The sequence below is a fragment of the Corynebacterium sp. MSK073 genome, from assembly GCF_030232085.1.
Classification (GTDB): domain Bacteria; phylum Actinomycetota; class Actinomycetes; order Mycobacteriales; family Mycobacteriaceae; genus Corynebacterium.
In genome coordinates, this window is sequence record NZ_JASPIY010000017.1 from 16,995 (window position 1) to 35,205 (window position 18,211).

The 18,211-nt window shown below is 64.2% G+C and carries 18 protein-coding genes; 14 read left to right on the forward strand and 4 right to left on the reverse strand.

What is annotated here, in order from left to right; translation table 11 throughout:
* Positions 1–11: 11 nt before the first annotated feature.
* Positions 12–911 (reverse strand): DUF3109 family protein, encoded by a 900-nt coding sequence (locus QP970_RS10320; RefSeq protein ID WP_284772072.1) that lies wholly within the window; start codon positions 909–911, stop codon positions 12–14.
* Positions 912–944: 33 nt separating this feature from the next.
* Here QP970_RS10320 and QP970_RS10325 point away from each other — a divergent pair, with 33 nt between their 5' ends.
* From QP970_RS10325 to QP970_RS10345, 5 genes are all read left to right on the forward strand, one after another.
* Positions 945–1,874 (forward strand): Ppx/GppA family phosphatase, encoded by a 930-nt coding sequence (locus QP970_RS10325; protein ID WP_284772073.1) that lies wholly within the window; start codon positions 945–947, stop codon positions 1,872–1,874.
* Between the two features lie 9 nt (positions 1,875–1,883).
* A complete protein-coding gene (locus QP970_RS10330) occupies positions 1,884–3,155 on the forward strand; it encodes an Rv0497 family membrane protein (protein ID WP_284772074.1) in 1,272 nt (423 codons plus the stop codon).
* 81 nt (positions 3,156–3,236) lie between these two features.
* Positions 3,237–4,028: a pyrroline-5-carboxylate reductase gene (gene proC / locus QP970_RS10335; RefSeq protein ID WP_239268844.1), complete on the forward strand. Its 792-nt coding sequence runs from the start codon at positions 3,237–3,239 to the stop codon at positions 4,026–4,028.
* A 251-nt stretch (positions 4,029–4,279) separates the two neighbouring features.
* On the forward strand, positions 4,280–4,468 hold the full coding sequence (locus QP970_RS10340; protein ID WP_005276651.1) for a helix-turn-helix domain-containing protein: 189 nt from the start codon (positions 4,280–4,282) through the stop codon (positions 4,466–4,468).
* Positions 4,469–4,813: 345 nt separating this feature from the next.
* On the forward strand, positions 4,814–4,915 hold the full coding sequence (locus tag QP970_RS10345; protein ID WP_003855542.1) for a 30S ribosomal protein bS22: 102 nt from the start codon (positions 4,814–4,816) through the stop codon (positions 4,913–4,915).
* A 110-nt stretch (positions 4,916–5,025) separates the two neighbouring features.
* On the opposite strand, the gene QP970_RS10350 is transcribed toward QP970_RS10345, so the two are convergent.
* Entirely contained in the window at positions 5,026–6,063 is a 1,038-nt protein-coding gene (locus QP970_RS10350; protein WP_284772075.1) for an HAD family hydrolase, read from the reverse strand.
* A gap of 97 nt (positions 6,064–6,160) precedes the next feature.
* Here QP970_RS10350 and QP970_RS10355 point away from each other — a divergent pair, with 97 nt between their 5' ends.
* The 9 genes from QP970_RS10355 to QP970_RS10395 all read left to right on the forward strand — a co-directional run bounded on the left by QP970_RS10355 (position 6,161) and on the right by QP970_RS10395 (position 15,815).
* A complete protein-coding gene (locus QP970_RS10355; RefSeq protein ID WP_239268840.1) occupies positions 6,161–6,400 on the forward strand; it encodes a glutaredoxin family protein in 240 nt (79 codons plus the stop codon).
* 76 nt (positions 6,401–6,476) lie between these two features.
* Positions 6,477–7,811: a glutamyl-tRNA reductase gene (locus tag QP970_RS10360; RefSeq protein WP_284869910.1), complete on the forward strand. Its 1,335-nt coding sequence runs from the start codon at positions 6,477–6,479 to the stop codon at positions 7,809–7,811.
* Positions 7,812–8,708 carry a hydroxymethylbilane synthase gene (hemC, locus tag QP970_RS10365; protein ID WP_284772077.1) on the forward strand — a complete coding sequence of 299 codons (897 nt, stop codon included), beginning with the start codon at positions 7,812–7,814 and terminating at the stop codon, positions 8,706–8,708.
* A gap of 164 nt (positions 8,709–8,872) precedes the next feature.
* Complete coding sequence (locus QP970_RS10370; RefSeq protein ID WP_284772078.1) at positions 8,873–10,594, forward strand: bifunctional uroporphyrinogen-III C-methyltransferase/uroporphyrinogen-III synthase; 1,722 nt, start codon at positions 8,873–8,875, stop codon at positions 10,592–10,594.
* Positions 10,595–10,623: 29 nt separating this feature from the next.
* Complete coding sequence (hemB, locus tag QP970_RS10375; protein ID WP_284772079.1) at positions 10,624–11,607, forward strand: porphobilinogen synthase; 984 nt, start codon at positions 10,624–10,626, stop codon at positions 11,605–11,607.
* Positions 11,608–11,616: 9 nt separating this feature from the next.
* The gene (locus QP970_RS10380) at positions 11,617–12,795 is read left to right on the forward strand and encodes a hypothetical protein (protein WP_284772080.1); all 1,179 of its coding nucleotides are present in this window, start codon (positions 11,617–11,619) and stop codon (positions 12,793–12,795) included.
* On the forward strand, positions 12,792–13,346 hold the full coding sequence (locus QP970_RS10385; protein WP_284772081.1) for a tellurium resistance protein TerC: 555 nt from the start codon (positions 12,792–12,794) through the stop codon (positions 13,344–13,346). Before QP970_RS10380 ends, QP970_RS10385 begins: the two co-directional genes overlap by 4 nt.
* Positions 13,347–13,397: 51 nt before the next feature.
* Positions 13,398–14,432, forward strand: coding sequence for a uroporphyrinogen decarboxylase (hemE, locus tag QP970_RS10390; RefSeq protein WP_284772082.1), 1,035 nt, complete (start codon positions 13,398–13,400; stop codon positions 14,430–14,432).
* Positions 14,433–15,815: a protoporphyrinogen oxidase gene (locus QP970_RS10395; RefSeq protein WP_284772083.1), complete on the forward strand. Its 1,383-nt coding sequence runs from the start codon at positions 14,433–14,435 to the stop codon at positions 15,813–15,815.
* Between the two features lie 350 nt (positions 15,816–16,165).
* Here the strand turns inward: QP970_RS10395 and QP970_RS10400 are convergent, their stop codons facing one another.
* Both QP970_RS10400 and QP970_RS10405 read right to left on the reverse strand, forming a co-directional pair.
* Positions 16,166–17,206 carry an HNH endonuclease signature motif containing protein gene (locus QP970_RS10400; protein ID WP_284772084.1) on the reverse strand — a complete coding sequence of 347 codons (1,041 nt, stop codon included), beginning with the start codon at positions 17,204–17,206 and terminating at the stop codon, positions 16,166–16,168.
* 115 nt (positions 17,207–17,321) lie between these two features.
* Positions 17,322–18,161: an NAD(P)-dependent oxidoreductase gene (locus QP970_RS10405; protein WP_284772085.1), complete on the reverse strand. Its 840-nt coding sequence runs from the start codon at positions 18,159–18,161 to the stop codon at positions 17,322–17,324.
* Positions 18,162–18,211: the final 50 nt, after the last annotated feature.

Below are 18,211 nucleotides of genomic sequence, written 5' to 3' on the forward strand. Positions count from 1 at the left end.
CGGCTAGCGCTCTAGTACCAGCCGGCCTTGATGCTGGCCGGGTGCTGGGTAAGCTGCACGCCGTGCTCGGCGGCTTCTGCGCGGGCACGGCATTGTTGGGCCAAAATATCGTAGCTTTCGCGCCCCATGAGCGCGACGAGCTCGTCCTCGTGCGATTGCCACATCGGCAGCGGATTGGCGTGGCAGGCGCCATCGGTAGAGCAGTACCAATCAAAGTCTTCGCCGCCATTGCCCCAGCCGCGGCGGTCATATTCGCCGATGGTGGTGCGCAAAATTTCCTGCCCATCGGGGCGTTCTTCATAATCCTCGTAGCGCCACAGCGGCAGCTGCCAGCACACCTCCGGCTTGACCACGGTCAGCTCCTCGCCGCTATCTACTGCCCATTGGTGCAGAGCGCAGCCCGTGCCCGTTTCCCAGCCGGCGCGGTTGGCAAAGATGCAGGCGCCATCCACGATGGGCGTTTTCAGCGCCGGTTCCGGTTCGCCGTCCTCGCCATCGAGCTCGTCCCATTCCAACCAGGGCTCTAGCTCATCGGTGTTTTCTTGCGCCAGGAACTCATCTACCCCCGCTGGGCGCAGCTGCCAATAGCGCGCGGGCATGCGGGAGACGGCATCGTAAAGCTGGTCGCGGTCTTGTTCATCGGCCATATATGCACCGTGCACGCAGCAGCCCACATCGGGCTGGCTCTTATCGATGCCCCGGCACGCCGACGTGCCAAATTGGCAGCTGTAGTGCGATTCCACCCACGTGAGATCGATGGAAAAGACGTGGTAAGGGTCGTTTGGGTTGGTAAATTCGAACCACTCCCGCGGAAAATCTGGGGCCTCTTCGTGCCCGGCTTTAATCGATGCCGCCGCTGGCGAGCTCGCGGGAAAACCTAGGTAAACGGTGTCAGATTTTGGGCGATTCACACCTAACCACGGTAGACCTACTACGCTATGGGTGTGCGATTAGGTGTATTAGACGTCGGAAGTAATACCGTCCACCTCGTTGCGGTCGATGCCGCAACGGGGGGACGGCCTACTCCGATGAGCGATTGGAAGACCCCACTCCGGCTGGTAGAACAGCTGGATAAGAAGGGAAACATCCACGAAAAGGGCCTGAAAAAGCTCGTTTCCGCCGTGGGTGAGGCAAGTGAGCTGGGTGACAAACTCGGGTGCTCCGAATTCATCGCCTTCGCGACCTCCGCGGTCCGCTCTGCCCCTAACTCTGAAGAGGTACTCGATGAGGTGGAAAAGCAGACCGGCGTGCGCCTGCAGATCCTCTCGGGCGTGGAGGAAGCACAGCTTACTTTCCTCGCTGCCCGCCGCTGGTACGGCTGGTCCGCCGGACGCATCACCAACTTGGACATCGGCGGTGGCTCCCTAGAGCTATCCACCGGTACCGATGAACACCCTGACCTGGCTTTCTCGCTCGATCTGGGCGCAGGCCGGCTGACCCACAACTGGTTCGATACCGATCCGCCGGAGAAAAAGAAGGTCAGTGCGCTGCGCGATTTCATCGATGCGGAGCTTGAAGATGCCGTCACGCAGATGAAGGCAATGGGCCCGGCTGGCCTGGCCGTGGGCACCTCGAAAACCTTCCGCACCCTCTCGCGGCTTACCGGTGCGGCGCCATCGTCTGCGGGGCCATACGTCAAGCGCACCTTGACCGCACCGGGCCTGCGCCAGTTGATTTCATTCATCACGCGCATGACTGCAGCAGACAGAGCGGACCTTGAGGGTGTAAGTTCGAACCGATCGCACCAAATCGTCGCCGGCGCTTTGGTTGCCGAGGCAAGCATGCGAGCTCTTGGAATCGAGAAGTTGGAAATCTGCCCATGGGCGCTGCGCGAAGGTGTTATTTTGCGCCGGACCGACAAGGGATTGGAATAGGAAGAGATCATGGCTGACGAAAAACAGTTGACCGTGGCCGAGCTGCTGGCTCGCAATAAGAAGGACCGCACGGATAAAGACGAGAAGACCTCTCGCCGTCGTCGGCGGAGCCTCGATGAGGGCGGCGTATCCGTTGCCGAGCTCACCGGCAGCCTGAAGAAGGTAAAGTCCACCCCGCCTGAGGCGAAGCACACCAACGTATCCATCGACGATGACGCCCCTGTCATCCGCGCGCCGAAGTCCAAGGACGAACAGTCCGCTGAGAAAAACGCCGCTGAGAAAAAGACCGCGGCGAACAACTCCGCGGCGCAGCCGACTGGCTCCAAGCCAGCTGGGTCCAAGCCTGCCGGTGCTAAGCCTGCTGGCGCCAAGTCCGCTGCAGGCAAGCCGTCCGCGGGGCAGGAGGGCATCGGCAAGCCTGCGCAAAGCAAGCAATCTCAGTCCCAATCCTCCTCTCCTAAGCCGGCTGCCGAGAAGCCTTCCGCTGGTACCCCAACCGCGTCCCCTGCGCCGAAGAAGAACGGGAAGCCGAGTGAGCCGACCGCCTCTCCCAAGCCTGCGGCGGGGTCTGGCTCGAAGCCGACGGCCAAGCCTGCCCCAGCGCAGAAGACAAACGCACAGGAGGCAAAGAAGCCTGCGCAGTCGGGTCCGGAGGACAAGGCGGGCGCTAAGGACGCCGACAAGAAGTCCCATCAGCCATCCGCGGATGACACGGCGGTAATGCAGCGCATCGGTAAGTCGCAGTCCTCGCAGGACAAGCGCAAGGACGCCGCTGATGCCGCTGAATCCGGTGCCAAGGAAGCCAAGGAGAAGGCGGGCGCAGCTGGCGCTGCCGGGGCAGGCGCTGCTGCAGCGACCGTAACGGGAGCGAAGGCTGGCGCGAAGACCGCAGCAGACACCAAGGACGCTGGAACCAAGGGCAAGGCTGCCGCGCCTGAGCAGAAGCCTGCGGCGGCTGCGAAGAAGTCTGACGATACCGGCGAGCTGTCTCAGGTGCGGGACGAGGAAGTCACCGAAGAGCACGAGAAGCTCAACCCCATGTCCATCCTCATCATGGTGGTCGTGGGCATCGTCTTGGCCATCGTCATCTTCAAGGGCTTTGAAGTGCTCTGGGATAACTTCCCGCGCGTCGTCGTATCTATCTTGGCACTCGGCGTGACCGCAATTATGGCTGGCGTTACGCATGCGCTGCGCACGGCCCGCGATGGGTTCTCCATGTTCCTTGCAGGCATTACCGGCCTCATATTGACGTTCGGACCACTGCTTTTGGTCATGCTCTAAACCAGCGAATTGCTGAGAACCACCCGGCTGCTTCCTTCGTGGAGGTAGCCGGGTGGCGTTATTTTTGGCATTGTGGAGACTATGACAAAGATTGCAATTTTAGGTGGAGGACAAATCGGTGAGGCTTTGACCTCGGGTCTTGTGGAATCGGGCTTCAATGCTTCCGATATCACGGTGACCAACCGCACGGCCTCTCGCGGTGAAGAGCTCAAGAGCAACTATGGCGTCAACGTCACGACGGATAACGCTGAGGCGGTGGACGGCGCGGATTATATCTTCGCCTCCGTCAAGCCTTATGCCATCCTGGACCTGCTGGGCGAGATTAACCCGGCTAAGGACGCCGTGGTGGTCTCTATGGCCGCAGGGCTGACGCTGGAGGCCCTGCAGGCTGCTGCGGGCGACGGCGTGCCGGTTGTGCGCGTTATGCCCAATACGCCGATGTTGGTGCGCCGCGGCATGTGCACCTGCGCCGCCGGCGAGCACGTCACTGAGGCCCAGATGCAGGGCGTGACGGAGCTGCTCGAGGCCGTGGGTGAGGTCGCGGTCATTCCGGAGAAGAACATCGACGCCGCGACAGCCCTGGCTGGTTCCTCGCCGGCCTACTTCTTCCTTGTGGCAGAGGCGCTTGTCGATGCCGGCGTGCAGCTCGGCCTTCCCCGCGATATCGCCGAAAAGCTCGCCGCCCAAGCAGCTGCCGGCTCCGGCGATATGTTGGCCAACTCCGGCCGCTCGGCAACGCAGCTGCGCGCGGGTGTGACCTCGCCAGGCGGCACCACCGCCGCGGCCGTGCGCGAGCTGGAGGAGTCCGGCCTGCGTGGTGCGTTCTACCGCGCCGCCCAAGCCTGCTCCGATAAGGCCAAGGAGCTGGGCTAGCAGCCCGCCTAATGCGGCCAGTTCCCCGTGGTGGGGGTGTAGGTACCTCTCACCACTCAGGGGCCATACGGGAGCCATGGGGTGGTTGTTACGCAGCGCTTTTGGCGGTGAGCTGAACAACTGCTGTGAAAAAATTTGGCACTTGGGTCGCATTAGTCACATGTTTCACGATAGGCTGGGACAAGCACGTGCGTGAAGTCCTGTGGGAGGGGAAGCCTACAGCGCGTAACGAGCTGAAGGGTTAGATAATTATGGCAAATGAAGAAAAAGGAACCTTTCTGACGATCGCGGAGGTCGCCGAAATCATGCGCGTCTCCAAGATGACTGTCTACCGTTTGGTTCACGCAGGCGAAATGCCGGCCGTGCGCGTCGGACGCTCTTTCCGCGTTCACGAGTCTGCCGTTAACGAGTACCTCGAGGCATCCGTTTACGGAGCGTAGGTGCTCGCGCCTTTAAGGCAGCGCCCACTTCTGTTGGCCAATCTTGGTCAGCGGTGGTGGGCGCTGTCTCGTTTCCCGTGTGTCGTCCGATTACCGCACATCACCCTTGTGCAGCGCGTTTCACCCTTTTGCGGCGCGCAGCGATATGCTGCGCGCCGTTTCCGCGGGTCGCCGCCGGGGCCACTTTTGGAGACGCGCTGGGGACTAGGTAAGATAGATCGCATTCGTGTCGGCACGCCGTGATGGCCCGCATATGTGCGGCCAAGGTGGCAAAGAGTGCACCTTTGCCGTTTCAGGCGCCGGCAGGTTCACAGTACGTACTAAAAGAAAGTGAGGACGCCTGTTATGGGTTCTGTCATCAAGAAGCGCCGCAAGCGCATGTCCAAGAAGAAGCACCGCAAGATGCTGCGCCGCACCCGCGTGCAGCGTCGCAAGTTGGGCAAGTAAACCCAACAGCCCACGAATCCTCCGCACCGTGCCTTAGCGCGGCGGCGGAGGATTTCTGGTTTTAGTGCCGAAGCTGCTTCTACGCTGAGAGTGCTTCGCCGCGTACGCTGCTACTTCCGGAAATAGCGCCAGCCGCCATAGGAAAAGGCCGCAGTGACAAGCGCTGGGAGGCCGTAGGTGCGGATGGCGCGGCGGATGGAGCGATAGTCGCGGACGATCCAGCCGCGCTTCTCTGCAATGTTGCGCAGCTTGCGGTCCGGGTTGATGGCCACGGGGGTGCCCACCATGGTGAGCATGGGCATGTCATTGGCGGAGTCGGAGTAGGCGGTGCACCGGTCCAAATCGAGGCCCTCGATGGTAGCGAGGGCGGCCACGGCGTGCTTCTTACCTGGGCCGTGGAGGATATCGCCAACCAAGCGGCCGGTGAACTTGCCGTCTTCTACCTCCGCGACGGTGCCGAGGGCGCCGGTAAAGCCAAAGCGACGCGCCAAGACCTGGGCGAGCTGGACTGGGGTAGCGGTGACCAGCCACACCTGTTGGCCGGCGGCCAGATGCATCTCAGCGAGCTGCGTGGTGCCGGGGTACGCGCGGCGGGCGAGGGAGGCTTCGACGATTTCCTCGCAGAGATCGATAAGCTCGTCCACGCTGCGGCCTTTGACAAACTCCAATGCCTGCGCGCGGCCGGCGGCGACGTCCTTTGCATTCTCTGCGCCAGAAAGGCGGAATTTAAGCTGCTTCCAGGCAACCGGGAGTATCTCAGAGATGCGGATGTAGCGTCGGCGGGCGAGCCCAAATCCGAATTCCACCAAGGAGGAACCCTGAACGAGGGTATTGTCCACGTCGAAAAAGGCGGCGGCGCCCACGTCGACGGGGACGTCCGGATCCTGGGCCGTGATGCGCTGGGAGCCTGCGGCGTCATAAGAACCGGAGACGGAGGCTATGCCGGAGGCGAAGTCCTCGAGCTCGAGCCCGAATTCCTCTAAGGCGGCGGCAGCGGCCGCCTCACCTGCGGCGCGCTGTTCTTCCTCGCCCAAGGGGGCCAGCGCCTGGTTTTCTAAAAAGTTGCGCAGATTGCCGCGCGAGGCCGTCCAATTGGCTAAAAAGTCGCGGGGAGATTCGGGGAATCCGGGGGGAGGTAAAGCGGACACGAGTGGAATAAACAGCTTTCGCAAACGCGGGGTGGACTAACATGTCCATAGTAAACGTTTCCCCCGTCTGCGTCCTTATGAGGAGAATCCCGCCCCTATGTCCCAGCATCTAGTTGAGCTCATGGTGCGCCCCACCTGCGGTTCCTGTAAACGGGTAAAAGAGCAGATTACCCCCGTTATCCAGGAGGCCGGTGCCCAGCTGGAAGTGCGCAACGTGGAAGATAGCCGCGAGCTCGAGATGGAATTCGGTGACCGCGTTCCCGTTGTAGTGATAGACGGAGAAGAATTCGCCTGCTGGGAAGTCGATAACGAAGAGTTGGCTGCGGAGCTGCGCTGACGATTCGGGTTCCGCGCCCACGCGGGGTAGTCTTTGGAACCATTGCGGTCAATCAAAAGGTTGAGGAGTGTGGAGCATGAGCGTGCTCGTTGTGGGAATGTCCCACCAATCGGCACCCGTGGCGTTGCTGGAAAAATTGAGTATGGACGATGTGGTGCAGCATTCCGCTTGCGGGCGGTTGGTTGACACCGAGTCCCTTACTGAGGCGATGATCATTTCCACGTGTAACCGCCTCGAGGTCTATACGGTGACCAATTCCTTCCACACCGGCGTGCAGGACGTCATCCGGGTGCTGCAGGAAGTCTCCCACGTCGATGAGGAAGAGCTGCGCAATTACCTTTACGTGCGCTATGCCGATGCCGCCGCGGAACACCTCATGTCCGTTACCTCCGGCCTGGATTCGATGGTGGTGGGCGAGCAACAGATCATCGGTCAGGTGCGTTCTGCCTACCAGTCCGCCTCCGAGCAGGGCACGGTTGGCCCGCGCATCCACGCCTTGGCGCAGTCCGCGCTGCGTGCCGGCAAGCGCGTGCACTCGGAGACGGAGATCGATAAGGCCGGCGTCTCAATGGTGACTTTCGCCTTTGACCAGGCGCTGCAGCGCCTGAATGCGGAGGATCTGCAGGGCAAGTCCGCGCTCGTGCTCGGCGCCGGGGCGATGGCCTCGCTTGCGGCCACCCACGCGGGCCGGCTGGGCATCGGCGAGCTGGTGATTGCCAACCGCACCCGCGAGCGCGCCGAGCGCCTCGCCGGCCACGCTGAGGAGGCCGGCGTGCGCACCCGCGTGGTGGACCTTCAGGACCGCGCCACCGCGCTTGCCGATGTCGACCTCGCCATCTCCGCCACCGGCGCCGAGGGCTTTACCATTACCGCGGCCGACATCCCGCCCGCGCACCCGCTGATGTTCATTGACCTCTCCCTCCCACGCGATATCGATGACGCGGCAACGAAAATCGATGACGTGGATTTGGTGAATATCGAGCGCCTGAGCAAGTCCCTGTCTGCGGCCGCCACCGATGTTGCGGCTGGCACGGACCCGCACGAGCAGGCCCGCGCCATCGTGGATGAGGAGCTCGCCGCCTATACCTCCGCCCAGCGCGTGCGCGATGTGGCGCCGGCTGTCAGCGCCCTGCACCGCCGCGCGGCGGACCTCGTGGAGTGCGAGGCGGCTCGCCTGCAGCAAAAGCACCCGGAGCTAGAGGGCAAGCAGCTTGCCGATGTCCAAGGCGCCCTCAAGCGCGTCGCCGACAAGCTGCTGCATGAACCGACGGTGCGGGCGAAGAAGCTGGCGGCATCGGATAGCAGTTTTAGCAGCGAAAATGCCCTGCAGGAACTCTTTGGCCTGCAGCTGGAAGGCTCCGGCGTTGCCGTGGCCGTCAATGAATTGCCCACGCTGAATAAGGAGGCGTAAATGTTCCAGATTGGTACCCGTGGCTCCAAGCTCGCCACCACCCAGGCAGGACACGTCCGCGATTGGCTTATCGATGCCGGATTCGATTCCGAACTCCACATCGTCACCACCGCCGGCGATACCAATATGGCCCCGGTCGAGCGCATCGGCGTGGGCGTATTCACCCAGGCGCTGCGTGAGGCGCTGTACCGCGGCGAATGCGATATCGCCGTGCATTCCTTCAAGGACCTGCCCACGGCCGAGGATGACCGCTTCCGCCTGGTCATCCCGCAGCGCCAGGACAGCCGCGAGGTGCTGGTTGCCCGCGATGGGATGACCTTGATGCAACTGCCAGAGGGCGCGCGGGTAGGAACCTCGGCGCCGCGCCGCATCTCCCAGCTGGCCGCCTTGCGCCCGGACCTGGAGATCCGCCCGCTGCGCGGCAATATCGATACCCGCATGTCCAAGGTGACCGACGGCGAGCTTGATGCCGTGGTGCTGGCCTATGCCGGCCTGCTGCGCGGCGGCTACGAGGATCGGGCGAGCGATATCTTCGATCCAGAATTATTCATGCCTGCCCCAGCCCAGGGTGCACTGGCCATCGAGGCCGCCGCCGGCACCGAGGCGGCCGCGGCATTAGACGCCATTGTTGATTATCAAGCCACCTCCGCCGCCCTTGCCGAGCGCGCCGTTCTCGCCCGCCTCGAGGCGGGCTGTACCGCGCCCGTGGCCGCTACGTCCCGCTGGAACGGCGATCAACTCACGGTGCGCGGCGGCGTCTTTGCGCTGGATGGTTCCCGCCAATTGACCGCCACCGCCTCCGGCGCTGCGATGGACGCAGCGGAAGCGGCGGAGTTGGGCACGCGGGTCTCTGATGAGCTTTTCGCCCAAGGCGCGGCCGACCTGCTAGGTCAGTAATTTCTACTTTAAGCGCTAATAATTTAAGGTGTAGATACCATAGATCATTTTTTGCAATGATACCCGGCCCCCTTTAAGGGCATCCCAGGACGTCGCGCCTGGGATTTTGGCCGTTATGACCTTGATACCCACCGACGGCGCGGGGAGAAACACTGCAGGCGATCATGTCCGTGTGCGGTGCCGCGGGCCCAGATCTAGAAAAGAACTTTATGAGCAATGCTGTGTCAGACACCCAGTTGGGCAAGATCGTCTTCGTGGGCGCTGGTCCGGGAAACCCAGACCTGCTGACCGTCCGCGCCCGCGAAGTTCTGGCCAATAACGCTATCGCCGTGGCCGATCCGCAGGTCATGCAGGGCGTGCGCGATGCCGTCGCCACCGCGCTGCCCGTCCCGCAAGAGCTGCTCGACGCCGCGGAAGAGGAATACGCGCAGATGTGCGCCGATGCCAAGGCCAAGGGCGCGCGCCGCAAGCCGCCCCGCCCGCCGGCGCCGACCGCCGCGGTTATCTATGCACCGGGCGAGGACATCGTGAGCCAGCTGCGCGAGTGCCTTGCCGAGGCCGATGGCGAGGATGTCATCCGCCTCGTGACCGGCAACCCGCTCAACCGCGAATCCATCAAGGCCGAGATCAACGCCGTGGCTTCCGCCGGCCTGGAGTTCCAGGTCGTGCCGGGCATGTCCCTGCCCTCAACCGTGCCGTCTTTTGCCGGGCTAGCCTTGGGCTCGACGTACACAGAGGCCGATGTCACCGATGGCGCCGACTGGGACGCGCTCGCCAATGCCACCCAGCCCATCGTCTTGCAGGCCACCAAGGAAGACTTGGCGGAGATTTCCACCGAGCTGCAGCAGCGCGGCATGCCGGCGGAAACCGAGGCATTTGTGACCGTCCACGGCACCACGCGTCTGCAGCGCACGTACGAGACGACGCTGGGGACCATCCCCAAGCTGGACGCGGACCTGTCCGGCCCGCTGGTGGTGACGCTCGGCCGCAGCATCGATGACCGCACCAAATACTCGTGGTGGGAAAACCGCCCGCTCTACGGTTGGCGCGTGCTAGTTCCGCGCACCAAGGAACAGGCCGGGCCCATGTCCGCGCGCCTGGCCGGCTACGGCGCCATCCCGCAGAACGTGCCGACGATTTCCATCGAGCCGCCGCGCAACCCGGCGCAGATGGACCGCGCCATCAAGGGCATCGTCGAGGGCCGCTACAAGTGGATCGTCTTTACCTCCGTCAACGCCGTGACCGCCGTGTGGGATAAGATTTCCCAGCTCGGCCTGGATGCGCGCGATTTTGCCGGCGTGCATCTTGCCGCCGTGGGCACCAAGACCGCCGATGCCATCCGCGCCAAGGGCATGGTGCCGGAGCTTTTGCCGCACAAGAAGAAGCAAAACGCCGAAGGGCTGCTCGAGGTTTTTCCCAATTACGTCGAGGACATCGACGCCGTCAGCCGCGTTCTCCTGCCGCGCACCGATATCGCCGCCGATACGCTTGTCGATGGCCTCCAAGCCCTCCAGTGGGACGTCGACGACGTCGTGGCCTACCGCACCGTGCGCGCCGCCCCGCCCTCGGCAGAAATCCGCGACATGATCAAGACCGGCGGCTTCGACGCCGTGGCCTTTACCTCCGGTTCCACCGTGCGCAACCTGGTGGGCATCGCCGGCAAGCCGCACCAACGGACGATCATTGCGTGCATCGGGCCATCGGCAAGCGCAGCAGCAGAAGAGCTGGGCCTGCGCGTTGATGTCGTGCCGGATGTTGCGGACGTGCCCGCGCTTGTCGATGCCCTCGCCAGCCACGTCGCCGCCCTCCGCGCCGCCGGTAACCTGCCCGCGCCCCGCAAGAAGCGTCGCGCTCGCAAGAAGACTACTAAGGTCGAGAAGGCGTAAGTTTTTAGTCTCGCTCTAAGGAGTACCCAATGAGCTCATTTCCTGCCCGCCGCCCCCGTCGCCTGCGCTCCACGCCGCAGATGCGCAACCTCGTCGCCGAAACCACGCTGCGTCCATCGGACTTAATTCTGCCGATGTTTATCGCAGACGGCCTCGATGAGCCGAATGAGATTTCTTCCATGCCCGGCGTGTACCAGCACACTTTTGACTCGCTGCGCCGCGCGACCGAGGAGGCCCTCGAGGCCGGGGTTACCTGCGTGGATCTGTTCGGCGTGCCGCTGGACAAGGACAAGGACGCCACCGGCTCCGTGGCCTGGAATCCCGACGGCATTTTGAACCGCGGCATCGCCGCCCTGCGCGAGGAATTTGGCGATGACCTCATCATCATGGCCGATACCTGCCTCGACGAGTTCACCTCGCACGGGCACTGCGGTGTCCTCGATGACCAGGGCCGCGTGCTTAACGATGAATCCGTCCAGCTCTACCAAAAGATGGCCCGCTCCCAGGCCGAAGCCGGCGCTCAGATCATTTCGCCGTCTGGCATGATGGACGGCCAGGTTGCCGCCATCCGCGCCGATCTCGATGAGGCCGGGCGCGACGACGTCTCCATCATGGCCTACTCCGCGAAGTACGCCTCCGCCTTCTTCGGACCGTTCCGCGAGGCCGTCGGTTCCTCCCTTGAGGGAGACCGCCGCACCTACCAGCAAGACCCGCGCAACTTCCGCGAATCCCTGCTGGAGGCCGAGCTCGATATCGAGGAGGGCGCCGACTTCGTCATGGTCAAGCCGGGCTTGCCGTATTTGGATGTCTTGTCCGCAATCGCGGAGACTTCCTCGGTCCCCGTCGCCGTGTACCAAGTCTCTGGCGAGTACGCGATGATCAAGGCCGGCGCCGCCAACGGCTGGGTCGATGGCGAGGCCATCATGCTCGAGTCTCTTACCGCCTTCAAGCGTGCCGGTGCCGACCAGATCCTGACGTACTTCGCCACCGAAGCCGCACGCCTGCTCAAGTAAAGGATTTTTGTGACACAGCCTTCTTCTCGTCCGACGCCGCCGCCCGCTTCGCCGCCTTCGCCGCAGCAGCCGGGAGACCTGGGGCCGCAGCAGCCGGGCGACCCGCGCGGCCAGCAGGAGCCGCACCCCGGCACCCCGAGCCCACAACCGGGTGACCCGGGGGCGCAGCCTGGAGATCTGCTAGGCAAGAAGGAGCCACAGCCGGGCAACCCAGGCCCACAGCCAGGCGACCCGCGACCACAGCACGGTCAACAGGAGCCGCAACCGGGCGCTCCAGGGGCACAGCCCGGGGATCCGCGTGGCCAGCAGGGGCAACAACCCGGAACCCCGGGGCCGCAGCGCGATAAGCAGCGTGAGCCTCAACGAGAATCGCGGCCCAAGCCGGAGCCCGGCAAACCGCGCGGCCAGCAGGGGAAGCCGAGTCCGAATCAAACTGGCGGCGGCCGGCAGGGCGGCAAGGACGCGAAGGGCGGTTCCAAGCGCCCCGAGACCGTGGTCTACATGCTGTGGCTATGGCTGGGCGTCGTCGTCGGCGAGACAGTTCACCAGATCCTCAACGTGGTGCTGACCCTGCTCAACCACGATGTGCTCATGGCGCAGGCCAAGCAAATGGTCGAAAGCACCTCGGGTGGCGAAGACGGCGAGGAAGTATCGGATTCCTTTATCGAAATGGCCGCCTATGGATCGGTGGCGCTGTCGGCTGCCATTGCCGTCGGCGTGCTGGTGCTGCTGCTGTTTTTGCTGAAGTCGCTGGCGGGGCCATCAAAACGCGCGGGCACCTCGCGCCGCATCTGGTTCGCCTTTTCCATTTACTTTGGCTTCCGCATCCTGCTGACCTTCATGGTCACGCCCGCGGGTGCCGACGTCCCCGACTGGCTCTTCGCCTCCGACGGCATGGTGCAAATCCTGGTCGGCGTCGCCGCCGTATTAGGTCTTATTTTCTCCATAAAGCCCGAGACCCTCGACTACACCGGCGAGCTGGAGCAAATGCGCGAGCTGGAAAAGGAACTCGAACAGGCGCGCCGGGATAAAGAGCGCGAGAAGCGCGAAAAGCAGGAGGCCAAGGAGAAAGACGCCCAAGAGAAGGACGCCAAGCAAAAGGACCCCAAAGATAAAGTCGGTCGCAATCAGCCTCCGCGGAATTCCGGCTCCCAAAACAGGGGCGATGACCACAAGGCCAACCGATGACCAGCATGTTCCCCGGCCACGGCCGGCGCGATGATGATCGGAACGGCGGTTCTGCGGATAAGAATCATCGCCCGGGGCCCCGTGACTATAACCGCCCTGTGCAGCACACCACCCAGGATCAAGACTTGTCCGTGTGGCCGCGCCCGCTCCAGTGGGCGTATTGGGTTCTCGTTGTTGCAGCCGTCATCATGCTGGTCAGCGGCATGGTCGGCATCTTCGGCGGAGGCGGCGAGCAGATGGAGCCTTCGGATTCGCGCATCGCCGAGTACGTGCGGTCGAACCGCCTATTCGTCTCGGTATTTAATATCATCGGCGCGATCCTTCTGGCGCTCTTTTCCGCGCAACTCGCCAACGGATCGAAGTGGGCGCGCCGTATTATCTCCGTCGTCATTGCGATTGCCCTCTTCTTCAATATCGCGGCCCTAGCGCTTGGCATTGGCGGGCTTGGCCTGCTGATTATCGCCGTGACGCTGCTAATCGCGGTGGTTCTGCTCTTCCGGCCCCAGTCCAACCGGTTTATCGCCCACCGCAGCCTCCACGGGCGCGACTGACGTGCGCGGCAAATTAGCCCCTGCTCCAACTTTTGATTCATAATGAGGGGTATGTCTCGACTTAACCGCGCCCCCATTATCGATGCCGCCCTCGGCCGCACCCCCTCCCGCCCGCCAGTGTGGTTGATGCGTCAAGCTGGTCGCTCCCTGCCGGAGTACCGCGCCGCCCGCGAGGGCATCAGCATGCTGGACTCTTGCTTCATGCCGGAACTCCTCGCAGAAATCACCCTGCAACCGGTGCGCCGCCACGACGTGGACGCGGCCATCCTCTTCTCCGATATCGTCGTCCCGCTCAAGGCCGCCGGCGTCAACGTCGACATCGTGCCCGGCCGCGGGCCGGTGATGGAGAAGGCGGTGAGGGAGAAGGGGGACATCGGCAAGCTGCCTATCCTTGATACCGACGTGCCCGAAGTCGCCCAAGGCATTGCGGGCATCCTCGGCGAGCTTACCGAGACCCAAGCGCTCATCGGGTTCGTCGGCGCGCCATTTACCCTGGCCAGCTACCTCATTGAGGGCGGGCCGTCCAAGAACCACGAGCGCACCAAGGCGCTCATGCACGCCGAGCCCGAGACGTGGCACATGCTCATGCGCCGGCTCGTGCCCACCATCATTAATTTCCTGCGGGTGCAGGTCGATGCCGGCATCGACGCCATGCAGCTTTTCGATTCCTGGGCCGGCTACCTCAACGAGCGTGACTACCGCGAGTTCGTGCTGCCATATTCGCAGGAAATCCTCGCCAGCGTCGATATTCCGCGCATCCACTTCGGCGTGGGCACCGGGGAGCTGCTACAGGCGATGTCCGAAGCCGGCTCCGAGGTCATGGGCGTGGACTACCGCGTGGCCATGGACGCCGCCGCCCAGCGCGTGAACTCGCGCGTGCTGCAGGGCAACCTCGACCCGGCGCTGCTTTTTGCCGGCGACGATGCCGTGCGCCAGGCCGTGCGCACCATCCGCGGCGAGGTGGAGCGCGCCCAGCAGCGCGGCGATATCGACACCCACATCTGGAACCTTGGGCACGGGGTGCTGCCCACCACCGACGCGGAGGCCATCACCCGCGCCGTATCCATCATTCACGAGGAGGGCTAAATGCGTATTGCCATCATCGGTGCCGGCCTCGCCGGCCTTACCGCCGCCTACGAACTGCGTGATCACGACGTCGAGGTTTTCGAGGCCGCCGGGCGCATTGGCGGCAAGCTGTATTCCGTGCCGTTTAATGACGGCCCCACCGACATGGGCGCCGAGGCCTTCCTCGCCCGGCGGCGCGATGCGGTGGAGTTCTTCCACTCCCTCGGCCTTGCCGGCAGTTTAGTTGACCCGTCAGGTTTGCGCTCGCTGGTCTACAGCGGGGAGCTCAAGGCCCTGCCGCAGGGCGGGGTGATGGGCATTCCGTCGCATTCCGCGCCGGTCGCGCACCTGGTTTCGGAGGAGACGGCGCGGCGCATCGATAACGAGCAGCCCTTCGAGTGGACCGTGGGCGGCGACGTTTCGGTCGGTGAGTTGGTGCGTCAACAATACGGCGGCGACCTGGTGGACCGCGTGGTTTCCGCGCTGCTGGGCGGGGTGTACTCATGCACCGCCGATGACCTGGGCCTGCGCGCCACCATCCCCACGCTTGCCGATGCCCTCGATTCCCTCGCCGCCTCCCACCCCGTCACCCTTTCTGCGGCCGTGCGCTCCCTTGAGGAAGCCCGTGCGGATAACCCCAGCGGTTCCGGGCCCGTTTTCCAGACCTTCCGCGGTGGCTACGCCGAGGTTTACGAGACCCTGGCGGAAAAATCCGACGCGAAGATTTTCGTTGACACGTTCATTTCTGGCATCACGCGCAATGGCGATAAGTTCCACCTGACCGGCGCGCCGGGCGATACCGCGCCCTTCGACCGCGTGCTGGTAGCTACACCAGCACCGACCGCCGCGCGTCTGCTGCCCAAGGTGGCTCCGGATGCGGCGACGCGGTTGAAGGGGGTGAAGCTGGCGGCATCGGCAGTCGTGGGCCTCAAATTCGAATCCGACACCGATCCCTCCGGCACCGCGCTGCCGCAAAACTCCGGCATCCTCGTCGCCACCGACCAAGATGACGTGCATGCAAAGGCGTTTACGTTGTCATCGCGCAAGTGGCCCCACCTGGCAGAGCGCGGCGGAGCGTTGGTGCGCGCCTCGTTCGGCCGGTTCGGCGACGACGCCATCGTCCGCGCCGAGGAAGACGACCTCGTGGACTACGCCCTCGATGACCTGCAGCACCTGACCGGCTTCGACGGCCGCGCGGCTGGCGTTGCCGAAATCTTCACACAGCGCTGGTTCGGCGGCCTGCCCCGCTTTGATTCCACCCACCTCGACACCGTGGCCGCCGTGCGCGATGCCTTATCCCAGTCCCCAGGCGTCGACGTCACGGGTGCCTGGGCCGGCGGCGTGGGCGTGCCTGCGGTCATCGCGGATGCGCGCGCTGCCGCCGCCCGCATCGCTGGCAGCTAGCTCGCGTGGCTGGGCGGCTGGGACCCGCATCGAGCATCAGAAGCTGGCCTCGGCTGCAACTAGCGCCGGCTGCAACTGGTGCCGGTCGCACCTAGCGAAGTTGGTGGCTGGCGCTGCCGGTAGTTAAGAATCGCCGGCGGTCCCGCGCCTGAACCGTGTCGCGGTCCGGAGCTGGAGCGCGACGGTTTTGGGCATGCCTAAACAGGCAGCAGGGTTACTGCTGCCTGAACAGGCGTTTGCGGCCGATTCCGCGCGTGCGGAAACCTGACATGCGCGCAGATAATTGGCATGTGCGAGGACCTGTCCCTCTCCCAAGAATGGCGGCGGGACCTGGGCGCTAGGTGCGAATACTAGGTTCCGGCGCTGGGGCCGGGCACGGCATCGGGCACGGCATCGGCCCAGGGCGGTTGCCACACCACCCGCCCGCGCCTGCGGGTGAGGCGACCGCGGCGAGGTGGGGCATTCGGGTCATCGTCGTTGACGCCGTTGTGGTACGGGCAGCAGGCCGCGAGGTTGGCCATATTGGTATCGCCGCCGTGCTGCCAGGCTTCGAGGTGGTGGATTTGGCACTTATCCGCGGGATAGTTGCACCGCGGCCACGGGCAGACGGGGTTTTCAGCGGCGGCCATGAGCCGCTGCTTCTCGTTGGCCATGCGCTCGGTGCGGTAGAGGTTCACCGCGCCCTCGAAGGGATGCACGAGGGTGATAAGGCCGCGCTCGGAAAGGGTGCGCGCGACCAATTCGGCGCCGGTCAGCCGCGCCCCGTTGGTGAGCTGGATGGTGATTTCTTCGCCGTCACCATCGATGATGCGGTCGAGCTCGTCGAGCGTGATGATCGCATTGGTCGTCACCGTGGGGCGCGGGGCGGCGGAGCCGGAGAAAAGGCCCGCGACGGAGTCTAAGGGCGCATCTTCGTCCAGGTTGGACTCCAAGTCAGCGATGAGGGCGGAGGGCCCAGTAATCGCGAGCGTCCACGGCGCATCCTTGCGGCGGCGAATGCGGACGCCGGGGCGCGGCGGGGTGGGCGGATTAATCTCACGCAGCTTCTTGCGCGCGAGCTTTTCCATCTCATCGGTATCCGCGGCGGTGCGGCAGAGCTCCACCCTCAGCTGCCACGCCTGGCGCTTGGTCTTGGCGCGCGTGGCGTAGCGCTCGATGACCTCGAGCGTTGGCAGCGCGTGGGCGCGTTCGCGGGCGGCGGCCACGGCGCGGCGTTGTTGCCGGGAAAAGGAGGTGGGGGAGAAGAAGGCATCGGCAAGCGTGAGCAGCGTGCGCGCCGTCCGATTCGGCGCACCGGCCGCGCGCAGCTCGCGGGCGGACATGCCTGCGCACCCGGCGACGATGTCGATGCCGGGCGCCAGGGCCGCGAGGTATGCCTGAAGTGCTGTCATGCCCCGCAGCTTAAGGTGATAGCGCAACTAAAGCGCGGCGCGCGGGCGCAGCCTGTGGATAATTCGGTCCAAAGGCGCTAAAAAGCCGCGGTTCGTTGACGCGACATGTGAATAACTAGCCCTTATTGCGGAAAACGAAGATGGATGAGAAGTCCTGGTTTCCGTGGCCCATGTCCTGCATCTCGGCGAAGCGCTCGATGGCGGCGGACACGGCGGGCAGGGGCTTATCGGAGGTCTTCTCCATGAGCTTGGCGTCCTTGGCCAGGGCGTCGACGGTGAAATCGCCGGGGTCGGTATTGCGCTCGCCGGTGATGAACGGGCCTTTCATATTGGACATGAACGACAGGCCAGTGATGTCGAGCATCTGCAGGATTACCTCGGAATCGAGACCCTCGGACTCGCCGAGCTGCAGGGCCTCGAGCAGGCCTTCGGCGGTCACGGCTAGGGCAAGGTTGGCCAGCAGCTTGCCGATGGCCGCCGTCGCCGCCGTTTCCACCCCAATCAGCTTCTCTTCGCCGGCCCAGGCCTCGGCAAGGCCGAGGGCGACCTCGCGGCGGTCATCGTCGGGCGTGCCAACATAAACGCCCAGGTTGCCCTCGCGCGCCGGGCCCAGCGAGCCCACGACGGGGGAGTGGACGTAGGAGTCGACGGCGGCGGCGAACTCGCGGGCATCGTCAGGCGAGACCGTCGTAGTGTCGATCCAGGTAATGCCCTCGGGGATAAGCTGCGGCTCGATGATCACCTCGCGGATCTGGTCGGGGCCGAAGAGGGAGGTGATGATGACCTCGGCGCCCTCGATGGCCGCGGCGGGGGTATCGGCGCGCGCCGCGCCCTCGTCCACGAGGGGTTGCGCGCGCTCGGCGGTGCGGTTCCACACCGTCAGCTCGTGCTCAGAGAGTAGGTGGCGGGCAAGCTCGGTGCCCATGCGTCCGGTTCCTAAAAATGCGATCTTCATACCTCCCCAGTGTGCCATCTCAGCGTGAATGCCGTTTTCTATGACGTATC